The organism is Pseudomonas citronellolis (assembly GCF_900112375.1).
GTDB classification, from domain to species: Bacteria; Pseudomonadota; Gammaproteobacteria; order Pseudomonadales; family Pseudomonadaceae; genus Pseudomonas; species Pseudomonas citronellolis.
The window spans coordinates 115,493-139,197 of the sequence record NZ_FOLS01000001.1; the positions used below are offsets into that span (position 1 = coordinate 115,493).

Annotated in this window: 20 protein-coding genes; all 20 read right to left on the reverse strand. The window is 65.1% G+C overall.

Translation table 11 applies throughout. The features are described 5' to 3' along the window. Positions 1–21: 21 nt before the first annotated feature. The 20 genes from BM060_RS00530 to BM060_RS00625 all read right to left on the reverse strand — a co-directional run bounded on the left by BM060_RS00530 (position 22) and on the right by BM060_RS00625 (position 23,658). Positions 22–1,290, reverse strand: coding sequence for an ATP-grasp domain-containing protein (locus tag BM060_RS00530; protein WP_074976339.1), 1,269 nt, complete (start codon positions 1,288–1,290; stop codon positions 22–24). Continuing rightward, positions 1,287–2,093, reverse strand: coding sequence for a methyltransferase domain-containing protein (locus BM060_RS00535; protein ID WP_083426697.1), 807 nt, complete (start codon positions 2,091–2,093; stop codon positions 1,287–1,289). Before BM060_RS00535 ends, BM060_RS00530 begins: the two co-directional genes overlap by 4 nt. A gap of 36 nt (positions 2,094–2,129) precedes the next feature. Continuing rightward, positions 2,130–5,210 (reverse strand): CDP-glycerol glycerophosphotransferase family protein, encoded by a 3,081-nt coding sequence (locus BM060_RS00540; protein WP_074976784.1) that lies wholly within the window; start codon positions 5,208–5,210, stop codon positions 2,130–2,132. Between the two features lie 33 nt (positions 5,211–5,243). Further along, the gene (locus tag BM060_RS00545; protein ID WP_074976344.1) at positions 5,244–6,095 is read right to left on the reverse strand and encodes a LicD family protein; all 852 of its coding nucleotides are present in this window, start codon (positions 6,093–6,095) and stop codon (positions 5,244–5,246) included. Next, the gene (locus BM060_RS00550) at positions 6,076–7,467 is read right to left on the reverse strand and encodes a bifunctional cytidylyltransferase/SDR family oxidoreductase (protein ID WP_074976347.1); all 1,392 of its coding nucleotides are present in this window, start codon (positions 7,465–7,467) and stop codon (positions 6,076–6,078) included. The genes BM060_RS00545 and BM060_RS00550 overlap by 20 nt, the downstream gene beginning before the upstream one ends. Next, a complete protein-coding gene (locus BM060_RS00555; protein ID WP_083426699.1) occupies positions 7,464–8,159 on the reverse strand; it encodes a WbqC family protein in 696 nt (231 codons plus the stop codon). The genes BM060_RS00550 and BM060_RS00555 overlap by 4 nt, the downstream gene beginning before the upstream one ends. Further along, positions 8,156–9,274, reverse strand: coding sequence for a DegT/DnrJ/EryC1/StrS family aminotransferase (locus tag BM060_RS00560; RefSeq protein ID WP_074976350.1), 1,119 nt, complete (start codon positions 9,272–9,274; stop codon positions 8,156–8,158). The genes BM060_RS00555 and BM060_RS00560 overlap by 4 nt, the downstream gene beginning before the upstream one ends. Before the next feature lie 470 nt (positions 9,275–9,744). Beyond that, positions 9,745–11,334 carry a flagellar hook-associated protein 3 gene (locus tag BM060_RS00565; protein WP_058072089.1) on the reverse strand — a complete coding sequence of 530 codons (1,590 nt, stop codon included), beginning with the start codon at positions 11,332–11,334 and terminating at the stop codon, positions 9,745–9,747. A 10-nt stretch (positions 11,335–11,344) separates the two neighbouring features. Beyond that, the gene (flgK, locus tag BM060_RS00570; RefSeq protein WP_074976352.1) at positions 11,345–13,351 is read right to left on the reverse strand and encodes a flagellar hook-associated protein FlgK; all 2,007 of its coding nucleotides are present in this window, start codon (positions 13,349–13,351) and stop codon (positions 11,345–11,347) included. A 26-nt stretch (positions 13,352–13,377) separates the two neighbouring features. After that, complete coding sequence (gene flgJ, locus BM060_RS00575) at positions 13,378–14,604, reverse strand: flagellar assembly peptidoglycan hydrolase FlgJ (protein WP_074976354.1); 1,227 nt, start codon at positions 14,602–14,604, stop codon at positions 13,378–13,380. A 10-nt stretch (positions 14,605–14,614) separates the two neighbouring features. Next, entirely contained in the window at positions 14,615–15,775 is a 1,161-nt protein-coding gene (locus tag BM060_RS00580; protein WP_245322963.1) for a flagellar basal body P-ring protein FlgI, read from the reverse strand. An 11-nt stretch (positions 15,776–15,786) separates the two neighbouring features. Next, the gene (flgH, locus tag BM060_RS00585) at positions 15,787–16,479 is read right to left on the reverse strand and encodes a flagellar basal body L-ring protein FlgH (RefSeq protein ID WP_009620840.1); all 693 of its coding nucleotides are present in this window, start codon (positions 16,477–16,479) and stop codon (positions 15,787–15,789) included. A 58-nt stretch (positions 16,480–16,537) separates the two neighbouring features. Next, the gene (gene flgG, locus BM060_RS00590) at positions 16,538–17,323 is read right to left on the reverse strand and encodes a flagellar basal-body rod protein FlgG (protein ID WP_074976357.1); all 786 of its coding nucleotides are present in this window, start codon (positions 17,321–17,323) and stop codon (positions 16,538–16,540) included. Between the two features lie 46 nt (positions 17,324–17,369). Beyond that, a complete protein-coding gene (flgF, locus tag BM060_RS00595; protein WP_058072092.1) occupies positions 17,370–18,113 on the reverse strand; it encodes a flagellar basal-body rod protein FlgF in 744 nt (247 codons plus the stop codon). Positions 18,114–18,306: 193 nt separating this feature from the next. Then, the gene (flgE, locus tag BM060_RS00600) at positions 18,307–19,614 is read right to left on the reverse strand and encodes a flagellar hook protein FlgE (RefSeq protein WP_009620835.1); all 1,308 of its coding nucleotides are present in this window, start codon (positions 19,612–19,614) and stop codon (positions 18,307–18,309) included. A 27-nt stretch (positions 19,615–19,641) separates the two neighbouring features. After that, a complete protein-coding gene (gene flgD / locus BM060_RS00605) occupies positions 19,642–20,343 on the reverse strand; it encodes a flagellar hook assembly protein FlgD (RefSeq protein ID WP_043267665.1) in 702 nt (233 codons plus the stop codon). Positions 20,344–20,359: 16 nt separating this feature from the next. Continuing rightward, positions 20,360–20,800 carry a flagellar basal body rod protein FlgC gene (gene flgC, locus BM060_RS00610; protein ID WP_043319383.1) on the reverse strand — a complete coding sequence of 147 codons (441 nt, stop codon included), beginning with the start codon at positions 20,798–20,800 and terminating at the stop codon, positions 20,360–20,362. A 5-nt stretch (positions 20,801–20,805) separates the two neighbouring features. Next, entirely contained in the window at positions 20,806–21,213 is a 408-nt protein-coding gene (gene flgB, locus BM060_RS00615) for a flagellar basal body rod protein FlgB (RefSeq protein WP_009620829.1), read from the reverse strand. A 595-nt stretch (positions 21,214–21,808) separates the two neighbouring features. Then, positions 21,809–22,615, reverse strand: a complete 807-nt coding sequence (gene cheR, locus BM060_RS00620; RefSeq protein ID WP_301296036.1) for a protein-glutamate O-methyltransferase CheR — start codon at positions 22,613–22,615, stop codon at positions 21,809–21,811. A 110-nt stretch (positions 22,616–22,725) separates the two neighbouring features. After that, positions 22,726–23,658 carry a chemotaxis protein CheV gene (locus BM060_RS00625; protein ID WP_009620824.1) on the reverse strand — a complete coding sequence of 311 codons (933 nt, stop codon included), beginning with the start codon at positions 23,656–23,658 and terminating at the stop codon, positions 22,726–22,728. Positions 23,659–23,705: the final 47 nt, after the last annotated feature.

Sequence of the window (23,705 nt, forward strand, 5' to 3'; positions counted from 1 at the left end):
ACGGCTTGCGAATTGAACTCGTCAGAACAGCAGATCCATCGCATCCACATCGAATACGGGAATGCCATGGCGTCGGGACACGTCCAGACGTTCGGGAAAATGGTTGTCGATGAAGATCGCCGGCGCGCGCACATGGTCGGACTTGGGCTCGCCTTCACGCAGATGGACGATCCGTTCGAACATCGTCAACGGGATATGCGCGGCCTCCAGGGTGGCCGTCAGATCACCGGCATGGCGCGTGAGCAGCACCAGCCGCTTGTCCAGTTGCAGCAACCGGTAGGCAAGGCGCATCGCCTGGGGGTTGGCGCGGCCAGCGCACACCAGGGTGTCGTCCAGGTCCAGGTAGCAGGTATCGAAGTCGTAATCGAGCACCGCCTTGTTCTCCAGGCGGCGCTCGACCAGTTGCAGGCGCGGCTCCGGCAACAGCAGCAAGTCTCGCCCGAGGTAGTCCTGCACCGCCAGCAATGGCAGGTTGACACCAAGGGCGCGCGCCACGACCGAGCCGGTGGACAAGCGACTGCTGAACTCCAGCAGTTTCCAGTCGCCCTGGCGGTCCCGGCGAACCTGGAAGAACCAGGGCCCACGCAGGGCGAGCCGGGCGTTGAGCGTGGTGGCGATGTCGTTCAGTTGCGTATCGGTGGGCCGAGGTCCCGAGCGCATGGCGATGCCGCCCACCACACGCTCGCGGGAGCGCGCCCCGACGTGCAGCAGTTGGCCACGATGACTGGTGAAGCAATCCACGGTCAGCTCTTCGCCCGGCAGGTACTCGCAGACCAGCGGTTGCTGCACGACAGCCTGCGCCACGGCCAGCTCATCGGCATCGGCGACCAGGGTCACCCCCTGCCCGCCCTGCCCCTGGTCGGGCTTCACCACCACGGGCCAGGCCTCCACGGCCGCGGCATTGGCATATCGACGCGGAACCCATGGCGTATCGTCCAGCAATTCATAGGTCAACGATTTGCGCCGGGCGATGCGCGCCGTTCGAGCGTCACCGTTGACCAGTTGCACGCCAAGGCCTTCGACACGGGGCGCCAGGTAGTCCTGCACGCTGTCGTGGGTGGCGAACACCAGGTCGATGTTCCACTGCGCCAGCAAGTGCGCGAAGCACTCATCGAAGGTCGCATCGGCAATGTTGGGCAGGTGTGCGTGCCGGACATAGGCCTGCTCGCCGTGGTCGACACGGCTGGAGGCGCCGTGCAGCTCGACGTGCAGCGAGTGCTCCAGGGCACGGGCGATCTCCAGCCCCACTTCGGTGCCGCAGGGAAACACCAATACCCGGACCTTGCTCATTCCGACGGCGCCAGGTGGTGGTCGGCGAAGTATTGGGAAATGCACTCGCCGATAGCCGGATCGCGGTAGAAGAACACGTAGCGCTTGCGCGGGCCGCCAGTACTCATCTTCAGCGCGATGGCGGGGGTGCGGAAATCAACCTTCACGCCGAAGCGCCTGCCGATCTCGATGAGCGAGCGACCGGAATAATAGGAGGTGTGCCCTTCTTCGAACGGATAGGTGACAGTCTCCAGCGGCAGGTCATCGCGCAAGTTGGTACTGGCGATGACCAGCCCGCTATCGCGCACTTTGTGCAGCAGGTTGGCGAAGTCCTCGTCCAGGTCGACGAAGTGCTCCACCACTTCGCAGGCGACCATCAGGTCGAATTCCGCCTCGCGCGAATCGAAGGAGACGAAATCCTGCGCTTCCTGGAAATTGCCCAGGTCGGATACGGCGACCCTGGAAACCGGCAATTGCTGCTGGATCAGCACATGGTCCTGGGACAAGCCGGCGCCATAGACCACCACATCGGGAGCGAAGGCTTTGCCGAAGTGATTTTGCAGGATCTCGATGCCCATCTCCGCCATCCGGTACTCGCGGCGCGGAGTAACCCCATCGCCAGCGCGCACGCTGGTCTCGGGCTGGCTGCCGGGGTCGAAGGGGGCGCAACGATAATCGTGGGTGTTGCCCGGGTTGCCAGCGTACCCGCAGCAACTGCAGATCACGAAGTCACAGGTTTTACCCAGCCATTTCTGGATGGTGCAGGTAACGGTTTCGAAGGAAAGGTCGGTGCTTCCGCACGCGCTGCATTGTAGGGTGGTCATGATTCTGATCCTTGCGGTTCTGGCAACCTGTTTCGCTTAAGGCAGGGGGCGGCGCAACTCGGCCGAGTGCCCGACGGGCAACTTGGGCGGGCGCTGCAGTATCGGTAGGCTGGTGATGACGTAGAGCAAGGCCAGCCAGCGCGGCGAACGAGCCAGGGACGTGTCCAGCGACTGGGACCTGATCGGCTCCCCCCGCAGGTTGCGCACGATGTCCGCCAGCGTGAGCGCAGGTGAGTATTCGGTGTTGCTTCCATGGCTGTACATGGAGTCGGTCAGGTGGGAAATCTCCTTGACCACCTCGGGGTTGAATCTGTTGCGGGCGAAGTGATCGATCGACCAGTCGAACAATGTGCGCATGGCGTCGACTTCGTCCTGCAGCGGCAGCCGGCAGAGTTCGCGGGCGAACTTCGGCAGTTCGCGCTCCATGGCCTCATGCAATGCCATGTCGCAGTCGCGCGGCGGAATCACCGGCATGAAGTCTCCGTCACGCAGCTCATAGCCGCTGGTGCTCGCATAGGGCAGGTTGGCGAAGAGGGTCTCCACGAACAGCAGCGATGCCCTGCTCACCGTCAGGTTGTACCGCGCCCTGCCGGGCTGGCTGCGGTAGATGCTTCGCGCGTAGTAGAAATCGGCAGGCACGGGGCTGCCCGCGGCCAGCTCCAGGAGCCGCGCCAGGCAATCCTGGGTATAGCCCCGCCCCCAGTACTCGACGAAAGCGAAGCGTTGATCGAAATCGATCTGCGAACGCAGGTAACCAATCGCCGTGGGGCGCTCCCGGTTCCCCACCTCCAGCAAGTGCCGACGGTATCGCTCGGCGTTCTTCGCTTCGTGCACCACCAGGGTGACGAAGGTCGTCGGCAGATCATCCCGCCTGGCAGGCACGCTCAGGTCGGGGAAGAACTCCGCGAACTGGCTGGCGTCAAGCCGCAGCCCTTCCAGCAGGCCGTCGAAGGAAATCGCCCCCGTGTAGGCGAGAATGCTGGCGAAGAACTCCGCATCGATCTCATCGACATAGGACGCCACCCACCAGGCCTGGCGCGAGCCATAGAGATAGCGGGTCTGCAACGGCAAACCGCACTCCTCTATGATCGCATCGGCGATGCGCTTGAGATGGTGGCCATCGCGGGCGACGAAGTACAGGCACTCGATACCGCGCGCCAGCGCATCGCGCACCACCCACATCGCATAGCAAACCAGATACAGGGAGGCCCGGGTGTAGGCATAGCAGGCCTTGCCATCCTGATTCCGATGGCGGAAGCGAGCCATGAGCGCGGCGACGCAATAGGCGTCATAGCTGCCCAGGCTCTCGACGATCTCCCGCTCGAATGCATCGAACTGCGGTAGTTCATGCAGTACCGGAGCGATTCCCAGCGCAGCGGCACTCTTGCCGTCGGCGTTGGGGTTGTCGCCATGGTGGAGCCATCTGGAGAAACGATATCCCGCCTCCCGGAACGCATCCAGATAAAGGGTACGGGTGCTTTTCTGGGTGCCTCGCGTGGACGAAAGGAACAGCGGCAGCTCGGCCAGGCGCGGCTCGGCCTTGGCCAGCAAACGCCGGATGAAGTCCTCGGGCAGGTACATGTCGGACAGCAGGATCACCCGTTCGCCGCGCTGCAACAGTTCGAGAGCGTCAGCGATCTTGTCCGGGCATGGCTGGCAGGAGACGAACTCGCTTTCCAGCTCCTGCTCGCGCAGGAATGCCGCCTGTTCCGGCGTCAGCCCATAGACATCGGCCAGGCGCTCGATGACTTCGTCAAAGGTGATTTCCAACAAGTCGCTGCCACGCTGAAGCTTCGTGGCGCTGTACATGTAGCGAACGTTGGACTCGGCCCCCATGCGCGCTTTCGGGTAGTCGGACAGCAGCGATTGAGGGAAGCCCAGGCCGGAATCGCGCATCGCCCGCTGTACCCGGAAGAACACCCCTGCAGGTTCCAGCGTCGTGCGCTGAATGAGGGTGTCGAACACGTCGAACGAATACAGGGTGGGTGAGACCAGGGCCGGCGTACGGAAGGCGCGCGCCGACTCGATCAGGTAGTCGTTGTTGTCCGCCCGGGAGTACGACCAGAACAGCTCGGAAATGGCCGCCCGCTCGTGGTCGGACTGCTCGCGGTAGCGACCTAGCGCCTGCAGAAGCTGGTCGAAGTCATCGCATTCGAGGCCACAGGTCATTTCCCGGCAGTCGTAGACGAAATCGCGGCAGTTGCCGTTGGTGCCGTAGTCGAAGAAATAGCGGATGAAGTACGGAACCCCGGCTGCCAGCAAGTCGTAGAAGATTGACGAGTAGTCGATGATCGCCGCATCGACCTGGCCCATGACCTCGTAGAAATCCTCGTGGTTGTCCCAGAACAGCAGACGAGGCTGGTCGGCATAGCGCTGCTTGAGCGCCTTGTACTTCTGATACCCCTCGATCATCGGATGGACCTTGAGGATGAACAGCAGACCGTTCTCCTCCAGCGTGCCGAGCAGCTTCTCCATGTCCGGCAGGGCGCGATTGAAGAAGTCGTTATGCGACTTCTCCCGATAGGTGGGGCAATAGGCGACGATCCGAGTGTCCGGCGGCAGGTTCCTGCGCCCCAGCAGGTCGTGGTCGAAGGTCTTGACCGCGACCGTCTCATGGCAGCGGGGATAGGCTCCCCGCAGGATCGAATGAGGCTCCAGGGCGCACTGCTCGATGAAGTGCTTCTCCATCAGCGGAGAAGTGGTCAGAAACAGCTGGTGATTGCGATAGGTTTCGTGATGGACGATGTGCTTCTTGACGATCCTTTCATGCAGGAAACCGCTGCTGACGCCCCGCTCGACCGTCTTGCAGCCCACGCCGTGCCACAGGTTGAGGATGGTGATCCCCTGCAATTCCTCCTGGATGACTTCCTTGAAGTTCTCCACCACGTACACGCCGGCTTGCCGCATGATCCGGCGGGCAGCCGGCGAGTCGTAGCGATGGGCGCTCCAGCCTTGCCGGCGCACCAGCGCAATGGTCTGGTCGTCGTCGCACAGCCAGTGCGCCTGGATATCGGGCCGCTTGTACTGGATGTAGGCAAACAGCCATTTCGGATTGCCAGCGAAGTTCATCCCGGCATTGAACACCCAGATGCTGTCGTTTCTGCTGTTCTGTGACATGGTGCGGTCCATTGGTCAGCTTGTTGCAGGCGCTCATGCGCCATCGGCGGAAGTCAGGGAAGCCAGGGCTATGCGGTGGCCGGAGTGGCGTCGCTCCAGCGGAGGCAGTTGCCGGAAGTCGCCATAGATGCTGGTGAGATAGGCCTCGGTCTGCTCCGGCGCGCGGAAATCGCGCCCTTCGAACACGACCGAAGCCCCCTTGCCGAACACCTGGGTGGGCACTATTTCGCGCTCGCCATACAGGCCGTACAGGTTGCCTTGCCACCCGCTATCGCTCAGCGAAACCATTGCCACCAGGCGGTCGTAGGCGGCGAAAAGCAGGGCGCGGGGCACCAGGCTCGCAGCCAGCGCCACCAGCGCGAAACGCCAACGCTGGCCCGGCGGGACGGGACGCGGGTAGTAGCCCTTCTGTTTGTTCATGGTCATCGAGCGCAGCAGCGCGATGGACTTGTGCAACAGACGGCGACGCAGGCCGGGAGGCGGAACACCGTCCAGCGGGAAGACGTCCACCCCGATGCCCCGGTCGAACGGGCGTGCATAATCCACCACCCAACGCGAATGGCGATCGGTCACCACCAGGAACGGATAAGGCGTATGGGCATCGATGGACGGATGGATCGCCCGCAACGTCGACGGCAATCGATCCAGCAACCCGAGCAGACGGCGGTAATCCTTGCGCGGCACGACAATGTCGATGTCGTCATCCCAGGGAATGAAACCGCCATGGCGCACGGCGCCCAGCAGCGTGCCACCGACCAAGTAGTAGTCGATTGCATGGGCCCGGAAGAAATCGACCAGCGCGCACAGCACGGCGAAGGCCCGCTGCTGGATCTGCTCCAGAGGCACGCCGGCCACCGTGGCCCGATCAAGCATGACGGCGGACATCGAACACCATGCCTGTCAGGGTCGAGCCCAGCGCCTGCAGGGTAGCGAGCGCCACCGCCGAAGGGTCCAGCAGGCTCTCGACCGGCTCGGCACCGAAGTTGCGCGTGCGCATCGGCGTGCGGGTCCGTTCGGGGTTGATGCAGACCACGCGGATTCCTTCGCTCGCCCACTCCTCGGCCAATGCCTGGGTGAGGTTGACCACGCCGGCCTTGGTGGCGCTGTAGGCGGCGTAGAATGCGCGGCCCCGGGTGTAGGAGCTGGAGGCGAAATTCACCAGGCAGCCGCGGCTTTCTCGCAGATACCCATGGGCGGCCTGGGCCAGGTGGATGGTGCCGGTGAGGTTGGTGGCGATGAGTTGCTCGACCTCGGACTCGCTCAGCAGCGTCAATGGCTTGTGCAACAGCATGCCGGCGGTATTGACCACCGCGTCTATCCGCCCTTCACGCTGTGCCACTTCGGCCAGGAAGCGTTCCACGTCGCTGCGCCGGGAGATATCGATGTTGCCGTCGCCACGGCTGGCGCCATGGACGCGAGCGCCATGGGCCCTGGCCAGCTCGGCCACCGAAGCGCCGATGCCGTAGCTTGCGCCGATCACCACCACCACGCGGTCACGCAGCAGCCCTTGCAGGCCGTCGTCCTGCGCAGCCTCGGTGCTGCGGATCTGGATCAGCTTTTCGGCGATATACAGGTCCACCCCGTCGGTAATCTTCAGATTGGACGGAGAGCCGGAAACAGTGGCGATGGTCACCTCGGGCATCTCCCGGCGCAGTACGCCGCAATCGCAGGTCACGCCCTCCAGTCCATGCCGCAGGGCGAGCCGATAGGCTTCACGCAGGATGCCCAGCCGGAACCCTTGCGGCGTCTGCCCACGGCGCAGCCGGCTGCGGTCGGGGATGTCGCGGATGTGCCCCTCTTCTGCCACCTCGACGATGGTGTCGCTGGCTGGCACCACCACGTCCACGGCCTCGTATCGCTCCAGCGCATCGAGGCAACGAACGATGGTCGGCTGGTCCAGCAGCGGGCGAGCCGCATCGTGAATGAGAATCCGCGCCTGTTCCGGCTGCCCGTCCAGGGCGGCGATGGCCGAAGCGGTGGAGTCGGCACGGTCGCGGCCACCGGCGACGATCTTCGCCACCTTGCGCCAGCCGTTGCGGGTGACCGCCTCCCACAGCACGCTTTCGTAGCCGCCGGGCACCACCAGCACTATCTGCTCCACTGCCGGCGAGTGCTCGAAGACTTCGACGGTATGCTCGATGACCATGCGCCCAGCCAGCTTGACGAACTGCTTGGGCACCTCGCTGCCGAAGCGCAGGCCACGCCCTCCAGCGAGCACTACGGCGATGACCGGGGATTCGATTGCACGGGTGGTCATGCTGCATCCTCCAACTCGCCCATCGACAGCATCCGCTCGACGGCCTGAGGCGGGTTGTGCATCAGCACATCGATCATCGACAGGCCTGGCATGAAGTTCTCCACTTTCTGTTGCTGGTAGGCAGGAAAGCAGCCATGCACGAAACGCAGTTGCACGTGCTGTTCCCGGAACGCGGCGGCGCTGTACAGCGAACGGCCACCGCTGGCGTTGTGGTAGGTGTCGGCGTCAAAGAGCCGGCAAAGCTCCAGAATGCGCTCCTGCCCCCGAAGCGCGCTGGGCCTCTGCGAAGCGAAGGAAACCGAAAACGGCCTGCCGAGATAGGCGAACACCGCCTGGATGGACGCGGCGCAGACGCTGGCGACGCTCTGCTCGGGCATCCTGCAAATGGACTCGACCAGGGCGAAAACCTCGTCGAAGAACGGAGCCTGCCGGTAGGCATGACGCAGCACCTGAAGGAACTTGTCGTGCTCACCGACGAAATGGTGCTGGTCGATCCGCATGTTCTGGCTGGCCCCAGCCACCGGCAGCGTGAAGCGGAACGGCTGGCCGTCGAGCAGGATGTTGTTGCGGTGGATGAACCCCCGGCGGATGAATGCCACATCGTCCAGGAAGACGAAGTGATCCACGCTCCCCGCCAACTGGTAGTAGCCCAGGTAGGGGAAGAAATAGGGTTGCATGACCGCGAGAATCACGCCCGGACTCCTGCGCTGACGACCAGGTCGCAGATGCGCTCGACATCCTCGTCGGCCAGGTCCGGGTAGATCGGCAGGCACAGGACGCGGCTCGCCACCTGGCGGGCGACCGGCAGGTTGCTCGGCTCGGCCGACGGCAGCCCGCGGTACATCGGGAAGTCGCTGATCAGCGGATAGAAGTAGCGGCGCACCACGATGCCCTGATCGCGCAGCAGTTCGTACAGCCGGTCGCGCTCCAGGGCGAAGTCCTCGTCGATCAGCACCGGGAAATAGGCGTGGTTGGGCACGCAACCGGCGCGGAACTCGATGAAGCTCAGCCCCGGCAAGCCGGCCAGGCGCTCGCGGTAGAGGCCGTCGATTTCCTTGCGCCGCGCCAGCGCGCGGTCGATGTGCTGCAGCTGCAACAGGCCGAAGGCGGCGTTGATCTCGCTCATCTTGCCGTTGATGCCGGGGGCCACCACCGTGGTTTCGTTGACGAAGCCGAAGTTCTTCAGGTGGCCGATGCGCCGGTAGGTCTTCTCGTCGGGGCAGATGATCGCCCCGCCCTCGAAGGTGTTGAACACCTTGGTGGCGTGGAAGCTGAGCACGCTCAGGTCGCCATGGCGCAGGATGCTGCCGCCGGCGTCGCGCACCGAGAAGGCATGGGCCGCGTCGTAGATGACCCGCAGGTTGTAGTTGTCGGCGATGGCCTGGATGGCCTCGACGTCGCTGGGGTTGCCGTAGCAGTGCACCGGCATGATCGCGGTGGTCTGCGGGGTGATCGCCGCCTCGATCTTCGCCGGGTCCAGGCTGAACGTCTGCGGGTCGATGTCGACGAACACCGGGCGGATGCCGTTCCACAGCAGCGAATGGCCGGTGGCGACGAAGGAGTAAGGCGTGGTGATCACTTCCCCGGTGACGCGCAATGCCTGCAGGGCGGTGACCAGCGCCAGGGTGCCGTTGGCGAACAGGGCGATGTGTTCGACGCCCAGGTACTCGCACAGCGCTTTCTCCAGCGCACGGTGCATGTCACCGCCATTGGTGAGGATGCCGCTGGCCCAGACCCGTTCCAGGTAGGGCAGGAATTCTTCGAGGGGCGGCAGCAGGGGCCGGGTGACCGGGATGATCTTGGTCATGACTACTCCCTGCCGACCGACATCGGACAGACGCAGCGACGGGAATACGACAGGGGGAAGTCGGGCTTCCCCTCGTATCCATCATTCATGCGGAGGCGGTTCGAAGACTCCTGGCCAATACCGGACCTGGCCGGGGCTCCAGAGGGAATGATCGTGTTCGACATGCTGCATCTCTCCCCGCCTGCCGCTGCGGCAAGGTCTGGCGAAGGTTCCGAAAGCACTGGCGGTTGAGCTCCCGTAGGAATCCAGCCAGTGGACGGGGCGTCAATTCGCTGACTGAAAGAACCGCCCCGACAGGACCTCAGCAAATTGAATGCCATCTTCCGCGAAGGTGCGCGGGACGCGGCGTATGAGGGATTGGGGAAGGCTTGAAGCGCTGGCAGGAGAAGGCGGGAGGCAGCGGCAAGGGATTGCCGCCGAAGGAAACGCCGCGCGCCCTCCCACGGAAGACGCACGGCGATCGAGTAGGCTCAGAGCTTGTTGAACAGACTCAACTGGCTGACCCGGGCGAAGGCCGCCTGGGCCGCTTCGAGCATGGTCTGCTGCAGCACCAGCTTGGAGGTGGCCTCGGCCATGTCGGTGTCGCGGATCGACGACTGGGTGGTGCTGTTGGTCAGGCTCAGGCTCTGGTTTTCCTGGCTGAGCACGTCGATGGTGTTCAACCGCGAGCCCACCGACGACTGCACGTTCATCACCTGGTTCATGCCGTTGTCGATGTTGGTCAGCGCCGAGGCCACCATGTTGCGGATGTTCAGCTGGGCCTGGGGATCGTCGGCGGTGGAGGCGCTCAGCGCAGTGCGCAGGTCGCCGATGGTGTTGAGGATGTTCTGCCGCTCCGGCGAGCTGGCGGTGACGCTGAACTGATCGCCGGCGGCCGGCGAGGCGCTGATCGAGAGGTCGACGCCGGCCACGCTGATGGTCTGCGGGAAGGTGCCGCCGAGGGTCCCGCTGGAGATCGGCGTGGCGCCCTGGCTGGCCGGCAGCGCGTAGACCTCGTAGTCGGTGGCGCTGGTGAACTTCAGCTGCACGCCGTTGGCCGGGAACTGGGTGGCGTAGGCGGTCTGGTTGCTGACCGTGCCGCTGGTGATCTGCGCGCCCGAGGTGTTGGTGGCGCTGCGCTTGATCGAGATGTCGTCGGGGGCCATGCCGAAGCTGAAGCTGTAGCCGCCGACCAGGCTGTCCATGTCGCTGGCGTCGTCGCTGCTGGGCAGCGAGACGTCGAGCTGGAACTGCGCGCCGCGGAAGCTGATGGCGTTGCTGTCCGCGGAGGTGGCGTCATAGGTGCCGTTGGTGTTGGCCTCGCTGGTGACGTCGTTGCCGTCCTTGTCGAGGATCTGGTACTGGGTGCCGCTGAGCACGTTCAGGGTGTAGGGCGCGCCATCGCGGAAGCTGGCGTTGTAGGTGCTGTCGCTGGTCACCGTGCCCTGGGAGAGGAACGCCCGCTGCACGCCGTCGCTGTTCGGGTTGCTGCTCAGCGAACTGGTGGTGCGGCTGGCGTTGGCCGCCATCTCGAAGATGCTCCAGCCGTTGTCGCTGGTCGGCAGCAGCAGGTTGTCGGCGATCTGCAGGTTCAGCGAGCTCTGGTCGCCCTGGTAGCTGTAGGTGCCGTCGGCGTTCTGGATGAACGGCTGCACCGTGCTCTTGCTGCCGGAGAACAGGTAGTTGCCGCTGGCGTCCTTGCTGTTCATCAGCGTCAGCAGTTGCTGCTGGATCTGCCCGAGCTGGTCGGCCAGGGCCTTGCGGTCGTCGTCGGTGAGGGAGCCGTCGCCGGCGCGTACCGCGACCTCGCGGGCCTGCTGCAGCACGTTGGTGATCGAGGACAGCACGCTCTCTTCCTGGTTCAGGGCGTTCTGCGCGGTGGTCATGTTACTGCTGTATTGCGTCAGCAGCGCCTGCTGCTGTTGCAGTTGCAGCAGGCGTGCGGCGCCGACGGGGTCGTCGGCGGGGGTCTGGATGCGCACACCGCTGGAAATCTGCTCCTGGGTCTTGGCCAGGCTGGCGTAGCCGCGGTTGTAGTTGTCGATGTTGGAACTGAAGATCTGCGGGGTGGAAATACGCATCACGGCCGCCTCAGATGTTGTTGATCAGGGTGTCGAAGAGCGTCTGCGCGGTCTTGATGATCTGCGCGGAGGCCGTGTAGTACTGCTGGAACTTCACCAGGTTGGCCGCTTCCTCGTCGAGGTTGACCGCCGACAGCGAGTCGCGGGTGTTCTGCGCCTGGGTCAGCACCGCATTGGTGGCGGTGGCGTCCAGCTGGGCCTGGTTGGCCTGGGCGCCGACGGTCTCGGTCAGGCTGCTGTAGGCGCCGGTCAGGCTCATGCCGCTGCCACTGCCGGTGCCGCTGCCCACGGTCTTGGCGCTCTGCAGGTCGATGAGCTTCTGCGCGTTGCCATTGTCGGCGTCGCCATCGGAATTGAAGGCGACGGTGAAGCTGTCGCCGCTGCCGGGGTAGCCGCCGATGCTGGTCTGGAAGCTGAACGACGGCGTGCCGGGCACGGTGACGCTGATGTCGTTGCTCTGCCCCGGCACTATGCTGCCGGTGCCCAGCGAGTTGCCGGCGGAATCGTAGATCGTGTAGCCCTGGGTGCCGTCGCCGGCGGCGGCGTCGAACACCAGCTTGACCGGCATGCCGGCCTTGATCGCCGCCGCCAGGTCGGCGCTGTTGCTGGCGTCGAGCTCGGTGGTCAGGCTGGTGCCGCTGATGGTGCCGCTGCCGATGTTGCCGGTGGTGGTGGTGGAGACCAGCGGCGAGGCCAGCGCCAGGCGGTTGGCGTCGGTCATCGCCACGGAGATGTCCGCCGCCGCGGTGCGCGTGGGGATCACCGTGAAGCGGTCGCCGGCCTGGATGGTGCCGACGCTCTGCTGGCTGAGGCTGAAGCCGTCGAACTCCTTGGGCGGATCGTCGGTGAGGTCGCCGCTGCCCATCACCTCGCCATCGGACAGGCGCCTGACGGTGTAGCCGGTGGCCGAGGTGAAGGTCACCTCGTAGTCGCTGGTGGTCAGCGCGCTGCTGTCGTCGATGCTGACGTTGAGGTTGCCGGTGCCGCTGTTGAGGCCGTTGGCCAGGCTGCGGTTGCCGATCACGCTGGCGTCGTTGATGTCCTTGAACAGCGCGGCGCCGAAGTTGCCGTTGAGGTCCAGGCCCTGGGCCAACTGGCTGTTGAAGGTGTCGGCGAGGACGATGGCCATGCGCCCCAGTTCGTTCTGGGTGGTGTTCAGCACCTCGCTGCGGTAGCGCAGCAGGCCGCCCATCTGGCCGCCGGTGACCACCGAGGTGACGTCCACGGTCACGCCGCTGGAGCTGGAGTTCAGCGACAGGCTGTACTGCGACGGGTTGCTGGCGCTGGGCGCGGCGCTCAGGGTCGAGGCGTTGCTGCCCACCACCAGCGGCTGGCCGGAGCCCAGGTAGAGGTTGTAGCTGCTGCCCTGCTTGACCACGCTGACGCCGATCATGTCCGACAGCTGCACCACCGCCTGGTCGCGCTTGTCCTGCAGGTCGTTGGCGCTGGCGCCGGCGGACTCGGCGGCGGTGATCGCCTGGTTGTACTGGGCGATGGTCTTGGCCAGGTCGCTGACCTGCCCGGCCAGGCTGCTCATCTGGGTGTTGACGTAGCCGTTCTGGGTGCCCAGCTGGGTGGAGATGGAATTGAAGCGTTGCGCCAGGTTCTTCGCCTGGGTCAGCACCAGTTGCCGCGAGGCGGAGTCGGTCGGGGTGCCGGCCGCGGTCTGCAGCGAGGCGAAGAAGTTCTGCATCACCGAGGACAGGCCGGTGGTGCTGTCCGACAGCAGCGAGTCGACCTGGTTGACCTGGCTCAGGTAGGTCTGCGCATCGCTGTTCACCGCCGTCGCGCCGCGCAGCTGGTTGGCCAGGAACTCGCTGTACATCCGGCGCACGTCCTGCACCGTGGTGCCGGTGCCCACGTAGTAGCGCCCGGAGAACTGCGCTGCCGAACTGACCTGCATCGACTGCTGGCGGGTATAGCCGGCGGTGTCGACGTTGGTGATGTTGTTGCCGGTGGTGCTCAGCGCCGTTTGCGAGGCGTTGAGACCGGACAATCCTATGGATAACAGGCTCATGGGCTTTCCTTAGAGCGTTCCATTCTTCAAAGCGTACGGGTCGGGGCGTCGGCCATGGCCACGGTCTGGTAGACCTGCACCTGCCTGGCGATCTGCGAGACCTTGCGCGCGTATTGCGGGTCGGTGGCGTAGCCGGCGCGCTGCAGCTCCTTCATGAACTGCTCGGGGCGCGCGGCGGAGTCCAGGGCGCCCTGGTAGCGGTCGTTGTTCTGCAGGAAGCTGACGTAGTCTTGGAAGCTCTGCTCGAAGGAGTTGTAGGCACGGAACGAGGCCACTTCCTTCACCTGCTTGCCGTTCTCGTACTCGCTGGTGACCGCTCGCGCCGAGTCGCCCCTCCAGCTCGAACCGCTCTTGATGCCAAACAGGTTGTGGCTGCTGCTGCCGTCGCGCTGGGCGATCATCTTCTTGCCCCAGCCGGTTTCCAGCGCGGCCTGGGCCACCAGGTAGCGCGGGTCGACGCCGATGCGCTTGGCCGCGCGTTCGGCCATGGGCAGCATGGTGGCGACGAAGTCGTCGGCCGAGGCGAACATGGACTTGCCCGGCTTGGTCGAGATGGCCGAGGTATCGGCGACGGCGGCGCTGCCGGCGGTATCGTCCTGGCGGGCGTAGCCCCTGCCGTTGCGCCAGTCGCCGCTGGCCAGCTGCGTCGGCTGGCTGGCGCTGGTGGCATTGGCGTCCGGCACTATGCCGGCGGCTATGCGCTTGGCCAGCGTGCCCGGCAGGGCCAGGCGCCGCGCGTTCAGCGCCTGGCGGTCGTCGCGGCCGGGCTCGGGCTGCGCCAGCGGCTTGCCGCTGGCGGACCACAGGCTCCTGGCCCGCTGCCGGTCCTGCCCCGCTACAGCCTGGGTGGCCTGGGTAGCCTGGGTGTCGGATTGCGCCTGCACCTGGGCGAAGGGGTTGTTGCCGGTGTGGCGCACGCCCTGCATCTTCTCCATCTGCTTGACCAGCACGTCGGCCAGGCCGATGCCGTGCCCCTCGCGCGCCAGGGACACCGACAGCTGGTGGTCGTACATGTCCTGGTACTGCTTGGCGGTCTCGCTGTTGAGCGGGTTGTCCTTGGCGAACACTTCGTTGGCCGAGCGCATCGACTTGAGCATCTCGTTGAGGAACAGCGACTCGAACTCCTGGGCCACCTTGCGGATGTTGCCCTGGCTGTTGCGGTCGCCGCTCTTCAGCTGGCTCAAGCGGTTGAGGTCGGTGTAGGCCTGGCTGTCGCTGGCGCTGGTGCCGGAGTTGAGCAGTCGTGCGTCCATGGCGGCGTCCTCAGATGACGATCAGCTCGGCCTGCAACGCGCCGGCCTGCTTGAGGGCTTCGAGAATGGCCATCAGGTCGCTGGGCGCCGCGCCCACCTGATTCACCGCGCGGACGATCTCGTCCAGGGTGGTGCCGGGGCCGAACTTGAACATCGGCTTGGCTTCCTGCTCGGCGTTCACCCGCGAGCGCGGCACCACCGCGGTCTCGCCGTTGGAGAAGGGGCCGGGCTGGCTGACGATCGGGTCCTCGGTGATGGTCACGGTGAGGCTGCCGTGGGTGACGGCGGCCGGCGACACGCGCACGTTCTGGCCGATGACGATGGTGCCGGTGCGCGAGTTGATGATGACCTTGGCCACCGCCTCGCCGGACTGGATCTCCAGGTTCTCCAGCACCGACATGTAGTCCACCCGCTGGTTCGGGTCCAGCGGCGCGCTGACGCGCACCGAGCCGCCGTCGATGGCCTGGGCCACGCCCGGGCCGAGCATGTCGTTGATGCGGTCGACGATATGCTTGGCGGTGGTGAAGTCCGGACGGTTGAGGTTCAGCGTCAGGCTGTTGCCCTGGTCGAAGCCGCTCGGCACCGCGCGTTCGACGGTGGCGCCGGAGGGAATGCGCCCGGCCGACGGCACGTTGACGGTGATCTTCGAGCCGTCGCGGCCCTCGGCGTCGAAGCCGCCCACCACCAGGTTGCCCTGGGCGATGGCGTAGGTCTGGCCGTCGATGCCCTTGAGCTGGGTCATCAGCAGGCTGCCGCCGCGCAGGCTCTTGGCGTTGCCGATGGAGGAGATGGTCACGTCGATGGTCTGGCCCGGCTTGGCGAAGGGCGGCAGGTCGGCGTGCACCGACACCGCGGCGACGTTCTTCAGCTGCACGTTGCCGCTGCCGGCCGGCACCTTGATGCCGAACTGCGCCAGCATGTTGTTGAAGGTCTGCAGAGTGAAGGGCGTCTGCGTGGTCTGGTCGCCGGAGCCGTTGAGGCCGACCACCAGGCCGTAGCCGATCAGCTGGTTGCTGCGCACGCCCTGGATGCTGGCGATGTCCTTCAGGCGCTCGGCGTGGGCCGGCAGGCAGAGGAACAGGCACAGCAATGCCAGGCCGTAGGCGCGAGCTTGCTCGCGAACCCTTCCAGCGCCGATTTTCGCGAGCAGTCTCGCTCCTGTGAAAGCCATGTCGGCCACCCTCAGAACGGCCACAGCGGGCTGAGGAAGAAGCGGTCCAGCCAGCCCGGCTGGCTGGCGTCGGCGAAGGCGCCGGTGCCCGAGTAGGTGATGCGCGCATCCGCCACGCGGGTCGAGGACACGGTGTTGTCGGTGGCGATATCGTCGGCGCGGATCAGCCCGGCGATGCGCACCAGCTCGTTGCCGGTGTTCAGCGTCATCCACTTCTCGCCGCGCACGGCGAGGATGCCGTTGGGCATGACTTCGGCCACGGTCACGGTGATCGAGCCGGTCAGGCTGTTGCTCTGCCCCGCCGCGCTGTCGCCCTTGGTCTCGCGGTTGCCGCTGTACTCGGCGCTGAGGCTCAGGTCGCCGCTGCCGAAGGGGTTGTTGGTGGTGGCCTTGCTGCCGAACAGCGAGGTCAGCCCCATCTTGTTGCTGCTGTCCTTGGAGATGTCCGAGTTGGCCTTCTTGCTCGCCTGGGTCTTCTCGTTGAGGGTGATGGTGATGATGTCACCGATGCGGAAGGCCTTGCGGTCGCCGTAGAGGTTGTTTTCGAACCCGGCCTGGTAGATGGAACCGTTGTTCTGCGCCGCGGGCATGGGCGTGCGTGGCATGACCGGCGCGTAGTACGGGTCGTCCGGCTTCGGCGGAGGACTGACGCAACCGGCCAGCGCGGCGAGCGCCAGCAGCGGGAGAAGATGGGAACGGTTCATTGCAACTACCTCTCGGGGAGAGCCACTAACTGGCGGGCCGCGGGGCCCGCGTCATGCATCAAAGGTTCTGGGTGATGAAGGACAGCATCTGGTCGGCGGTGGAGATCACCTTGGAGTTCATCTCGTAGGCGCGCTGGGTGGTGATCATGTTGACCATCTCCTCCACCACGCTGACGTTGGAGTTCTCCAGGGTGTTCTGCTGCACGGTGCCGAGGCCGTTCAGGCCCGGGGTGCCGACCTGCGGCGCGCCGCTGGCGGCGGTTTCCAGGAACAGGTTGTTGCCGGTCGCCTGCAGGCCCGCCGGGTTGATGAAGTCGGCGGTCTGGATGTTGCCGATGATCTGCGGCTGCGAGTTGCCGGCCACGGTCACCGAGACGGTGCCGTCGTTGCCGACGGTGAAGGTCTGGGTTTCCGCCGGGACCACGATGGCCGGCTCCAGGGCGTTGCCGTTGGAGGTGACGATCTGGCCGTCGGAGTTCAGGTGGAAGCTGCCGTCGCGGGTGTAGGCGACGGTGCCGTCCGGGGTCAGCACCTGGAAGAAGCCGCGGCCGTTGACCGCCATGTCCAGCGGGTTGTCGGTGGTCTGCAGGCTGCCGGCGGTGAAGTTCTTCTGGGTGCCGACGATGCGCACACCGGTACCCAGCTGCAGGCCCGAGGGCAGCTGGCTGTCCTGGGTCGACTGGGCGCCGGGCTGGCGCTTGATCTGGTACAGCAGGTCCTGGAACTCGGCGCGATCGCGCTTGAAGCCGGTGGTCGAGACGTTCGCCAGGTTGTTGGAAATGGTGGTCAGGTTCATGTCCTGGGCGGACAGGCCGGTCTTGCTGACCCACAGTGCCGGAAGCATATGTCTTCTCCTCGGGCGTCGGATTCATGACGCCTCGATCTGGTGATTAGCTAAATTGCAAAACCCGCGCCATGGCCTGGGAATCGTCCTCGGCGGTACGCATCATCTTCACGTGCAGCTCGAACTGGCGGGACAGCGCCAGGATCGAGGTCATCTCTTCCACCGCGTTGACGTTGCTCGCCTCGAGGAAGCCGGACTGCACGCTGGCGTTGGCGTCGGGCTGCGGCGCCGGCTGGCCCTGCTTCATGCGGATCATGCCGTCGGTGCCCTTCTCCAGTTGCTTCGGGTCCGGGGTGACCAGCTTGATGCGGTCGACGGTGGCCAGCGCGTTGGGATTGTTGCCCTGGCCGCGGACGGTGATGGTGCCGTCCTCGCCGATCTCGATCTTTTCTTCCGGCGGAATGGCGATCGGCCCGCCGTTGCCGAGCACCGGCAAACCGTCGCCGGTGCGCAGTTGGCCGAGGGCGTCGATTTCCAGGCTGCCGGTGCGCACGTAGGCTTCGCCGCCGTCCGGGGCCTGCACGGCGATCCAGGCGTCGCCCTTGGCGGCGACGTCCAGGTCACGTCCGGTTTCCTGCAGGGCGCCGGCGGTGAAGTCGGTGGCCGGGCGTTCGCTCATGGCGAACACGCGCGCCGGAAAGCTGTCGCCGAAGACCGGCATCGCGCGCGCCTGTTCGAAGTCGCGACGGAAACCGGTCGTGGAAATGTTCGCCAGGTTGTTGGCGTGAGCCTGCATGGCCTGCGTGTTCTGGCTCGCGCCGCTCATGGCGACATACAGCATTCTGTCCAAGGCATTCCTCCAGTGCCGGGTCGGATTCCCGGCGGTGCTGGAGGTGTCTCAGCAAGGGCTGTGCCAGAATTGAAAAATCAGCGCAAGCCGCTGATTCGAAAGGACGAATGAAAAAGAAAAGGCTCCCGAAGGAGCCTGAGGGGCCGTCAGGCGGCGAGGGGCTGCCGCCTGCGGCAAGAGCGCTTTGCCGCCATCAACGCAGGTTGATGATGGTGTCGGAGATGGTGCTCTCGGTCTGCACGGTCTTGGCGTTGGCCTGGTAGTTGCGCTGCGCGACTATCAGGTTGACCAGCTGCGCGGTGAGGTCGACGTTGGACTCCTCCAGCGAGCCGGAACCCACCGAGCCCAGGGTGCCGGAGGTCGGCGTGCCGATCACCGCCTCGCCCGAGGCCAGCGACTGTTTCCAGGCGGTGCTGCCGACCGGGGTCAGGCCCTGGGTGTTGGCGAAGTTGGCCAGCACCAGTTGGCCGATCACCTTGGACTGGCCGTTGGTGTAGGTGGCATACATCTGCCCGTCCACGTCCACCGACAGGCCGGACATCTGGCCGGTGGCGTAGCCGTCCTGGGTCACCGCGGTGACCGCGAAGGCGGCGTTGGTCTGGGTGGTCTTGGTCAGGTCGAGGCTGATGCCGCCGGTGGCCCCGGCCGCGCCGTTGGCGCCCCAGGTCACCGGGTCGGTGGTGGAATCGGTGATCGCCGCCGGCACCCAGCCGGTGAGGGTCATGGTCTTGTCCGCATTGACGGTCATGCCGGTGGAGGTGACGCCGGTCAGTTGGCCGGAGCTGTTGAAGCTCAGCTGGCTGGTCAGCGGCGTGGTGCTGGTCGGGTCGGTCGGCGAGCGGCCGTCCACCAGGGTGTGCATGGTCCAGTTGTTGCTGCTGTCCTTGACGAAGTAGTTCGTCATGGTGTGCGAGTTGCCCTGGGAGTCGTAGATGTCCACCGAGGTCGACCAGTTGTAGCTGTCGGAATCGGCCGGGTCGAAGGTGGCGTTGGTCGGCGTGCTGGCCGCCGAGTTCAGGCTCAGCGTCGAGGTGATCTTCGAGGTCGGGCTCGGCGGCTGGTTGGCGGTGTCCACCTTCAGGTCGGTGATCACACCGTTGACGACCGAGCCGTTGCCGTTGACGCCATAGCCCTGCAGGCGGTTGCCGGAGCCGTCGACGATGTAGCCGTTGGCATCGGTATTGAAGGAACCGTTGCGGGTGTACAGGCGGCTGCCGTTGTCGCTGACCATGAAGAAGCCGTTGCCGCTGATGGCCAGGTCCAGGCTGCGGCCGGTGGAGGTCAGGTTGCCCTGGGTGAACTGCTGCGAGACCGACTGGGTGATCACGCCGCTGCCCACGGCGTTGCGCCCGGTGCCGAGCATCGAGGCGGCATACAGGTCGGCGAACTCGGTGCGCGAGGACTTGAAGCCGGTGGTCCCGACGTTGGCGATGTTGTTGCCGGTCACGTTCAGGTCCGTGCTAGCGGCGTTCAAACCACTCAGGGCGGTATTGAAAGACATGGTCAGCTCCCGTGCCGAAGGACGGCGTTATTTTCCGATGGTCTGAATGCTGGAGGCGGAGACACTGCCTATGCCAGCTAGATTGAGGGTCATTTCCCCGCCGCTCTGGCCCAGCGTGACGCTGTTGACCGTGGCCGGCAGATAGGTGGTCAGGGCGGTGCTGGTGCCGTCCAGCGAGGCCGTGGCCTTGATGGTGTAGGTGCCGGAGGCCACCTGCTCGCCGCTGTCGTCCTTGCCGTCCCAGGTGAAGTCGATGTTGCCGCTCTTCTGGCTGCCCATGTCGATGGTGCGCACCAGCTCGCCGTCGTCGTCATAGATTTTCAGGGTCACGCCATCGCCGTTGGACGGCATCACCAGCGAGCCCTGCACGCCGGCGCTGGGGTCGTCGACCTGGACCTTGCTGGAGTTGACGATCACCGAGCGGCCGACCAGGGACGAGGCCTGCAGCGCCTGGGACGACTGGAACGAGGAATAGAAGTTGCCCAGGGTGGTATCCAGGTTCTCCATGCTCTCCAGGCTGCTGAACTGGGCGAGCTGGGAGACGAACTGGGTGTTGTCCTGCGGGTCCAGCGGGTTCTGGTTGTTCAGCTGGGTGACCAGCAGTTGCAGGAACGAATCCTTGCCCAGCGCACTGGTGCCGGTTTCCGAGGTGGAAGACGAGGAACTCGACCCGGCGTTCAGCGACGAGAGGATCGAGTTCGAAGTGCTGCTGGTGTTATCGATGCTCATGGGGCGTCCTCTGCGCTTACTGACCCAGGGTCAGGACCTTCTGCATCATCTGCTTGGCGGTGTTCATCATTTCCGCATTGCTCTGGAAGGAGCGGCTGGCGGACATCATGTCGGCCATCTCCTCCACCACGTTGACGTTGGGGTAGTACACGTAGCCGTTGGCGTCGGCGGCCGGATGGTTCGGCTCGTAGCGCGGCACCAGCGGGCTCTGGTCCTCGACCACGCCCATCACCTGCACGCCGGTGCCGGCCTGGTCGGTGTCCTGGAACAGCGAGCCCTGGCCGCTCTGCGCCTGCTGGAACATGGCGGAGAACACCGGGTGGCGGGCGCGGTAGGTCTGGTCGATGCTCGAGGACACGCTCTCGGCGTTGGCGATGTTCGAGGCGGTGGTGTTCAGACGGGTGGTCTGGGCACTCATGCCGCTACCGGCGATGTTGAAGACACTGGCAAGGGACATGGCTATCACTCTCCGCGCAGGGCGCCCATCAGGCCTTTGAACTTGCTGTTGAGGAAGGTGAAGCTGGCCTGGAACTGCACGGCGTTCTGCGCGTAGTTGGCCTGCTCGACCTGCTCGTCGACGGTGTTCTGGTCGATGGAGGGATTGGTCGGGATGCGGTATTTCAGCGAGTCGTCACCCATGGCCACTCCGTCGGCCTCGATGTGCCGGGCGTTGGTGACGGCGGTGCTGAAGGTGCCGCTCTTGGCCTTGTCGGCCTGGGCCGCGAGCACCGAAGCGAAGTCCAGGTCGCGCGCCTTGTAGTTGGGGGTGTCGGCGTTGGCCAGGTTGTTGGCCAGCACTTCGGCGCGCTGCGAGCGGAAGCTGAGCGCTTGTGCGTGGATGCCGAGGGCGGAGTCGAAGCTGATGCTCATGGTCACGAACCTGTTTGCCGGTGTGGGCTTGCCAGCACTTCAGCAAGGTGCGTGCCAAAACGTTAAATCCTTATGAATCAATGAATTGCCGATGATCCGCGAGCGGCAAAGGGCGGCAAACCGCGGCAAGCGGCAAGGCCTTACCGCCCGGCGGCAATGCGTTCTGCCCATTCGAAGGGGTGAGCGGTGACGTAGGTGTTGGGCTCAAGAACACCCTCCGTGCCACCGGGGCGTCCGGCGTGGGCGGTGGGTCCAATCGCGGACAAGTCCGCTCCTACGCCCGTGCTTCCCTGGAACCGTAGGATGGGTTGAACCTGCGAAACCCATGCGGTGGTGACGATGGGTATCGCTTCGCTCAACCCATCCTACGGGGTGTGGTGTTTGCCGGAAGCGTAGGAACGGACTCCGTCCGCGATTCGGCGGATAACGCCGCAGGCGTCATGCGCCCTACGATGAAACCTCCGCACACTCCGAAACGCCCCTTCAATCCATCCGACGAAAGCCCCCAGGCACAGCCGGCAAGACGGCGAACGGCTCGTGCGGATAGGCGAAGGGCGCCCCAGGGGCGCCCTTCTGTGATCGGCATAATGCCCGGCTACTTGGCCTTGTAGATGATCCCCGGGTTGCACTGGACCATCTGGTAATGCTCCGGCAGCCCATTGAGCGCCTCGGAAGCGCCGAGGAACAGATAGCCGCCGGGCTTGAGCGCCGCGTGCATGCGCAGCAGGATGTCGCGCTTGACCTCGGCGGAGAAGTAGATGAGCACGTTGCGGCAGAAGATCAGGTCGAACTTGCCGAGGGTGGCGTAGCTCTCCAGCAGGTTCAGCGCGCGGAACTCGACGCGGCCCTTGATCGCCGGCTTCACCGCCCAGCGCCCCGGCCCCTTGGTGTCGAAGTAGCGCTGCAGGCGCTCCTGGGACAGCCCGCGGCCGATGGCCAGGCTGTCGTACTCGCCGGCCTTCGCCGCGTTGAGCATGGAACCGGAGAGGTCGGTGGCGACGATCTGCACGCCGGCCTTGAGCTGGCCGAGGTTGGTCTTCTCGAACTCGTCGATGGTCATCGACAGCGAATAGGGCTCCTGCCCCGAGGAGCAGGCCGCCGACCAGATGCGCAGGCGCTGGCCCGGGTTGGCCTTGATCAGCTCGGCGAGGATGCGGTTCTTCAGCACCTCGAAGGGGTAGGTGTCGCGAAACCAGAGGGTCTCGTTGGTGGTCATGGCATCCACCACCTGCTCGCGCAGCTGGCTGCGGACCTGGATCTTCTGCACCAGCTCGCCCAGGCTCTTGATGCCCTGCTGCTCCATCAGCTTGTTCAGGCGGCTGGCGACCAGGTACTGCTTGTTGGCACCCAGGACGATGCCGCAGGCCTTTTCCAGGAAGTCCCGGAACAGCTCGAATTCCATGTTGGTCGATGTCACCGATCACGCCTCTTTCCAGTTGGCCGGGCGTCGATCCCGACGCCAGGCGGCCGGGGTCGCCCCCGGCCGTTGCAGACTACCCCGAAGTGCCCTCCTCAGCGTGCGTCCGCCGCCTTGATGCGCTCGACGACACGCGCCGCCAGATCATCGGGCCGGAACTTGGCGAGGAAGTCGTTGGCGCCGACCTTCCGCACCATCGCCTGGTTGAACACCCCGGACAGCGAAGTATGCAGGAGAATGTGCAGGTCCTGCAGCCGCGGATCGTGGCGAATCTCCGCGGTCAGGGTGTAGCCATCCATTTCCGGCATCTCGATGTCGGAGATCACCATCAGCAATTCCTGGCCCGGATTGCCACCGGCGGCCAGCATCTGTTGAAGGTAGTCCAGCGCCTGGCGTCCGTCATTGAGCGCGAGCACTTCCACACCGACAGTCTCCAGGCAGCGGATCAGTTGCTTGCGCGCCACCGAGGAGTCGTCCACCACCAGCACCCGCTTGGTCACCGCCTGGGCCTGGGTGTCGGCGTCGATCACGCCTTCGGAGATGTCCTCGCTGGTGGGCGCGACCTCGGCGAGGATCTTCTCCACGTCGATGATCTCCACCAGTTGCTTGTCCACCCGCGTCACCGCCGTCAGGTAGTGGTCGCGGCCGGTGCCCTTGGGTGGCGGATGGATCTCCTCCCAGTTCATGTTGACGATGCGTTCCACCGAATGCACCAGGAAGCCCTGCACCTTGGTGTTGTACTCGGTGATGATCACGAAGCTGTTGTCGATCTCGCGCAGGCCGCGACGGCCGGTGGCCATCGACAGGTCGAGGATCGGAATGGTGCCGCCACGGATGTTCGCCACCCCGCGCACCACCGGACTGGACTTGGGCATCACGGTCAGGCGCGGGCACTGCAGTACCTCCTTCACCTTGAACACGTTGATGCCGTACAACTGGCTGCCATCCAGCCGGAACAGCAGCAGTTCGAGACGATTCTGCCCAACCAGCTGCGTTCGCTGGTTGACCGAATCCATGACTCCGGCCATTGCGCCCCCTTCGTATCCGCCGTGCCGCCCAGGGCGGCAATCGGCAC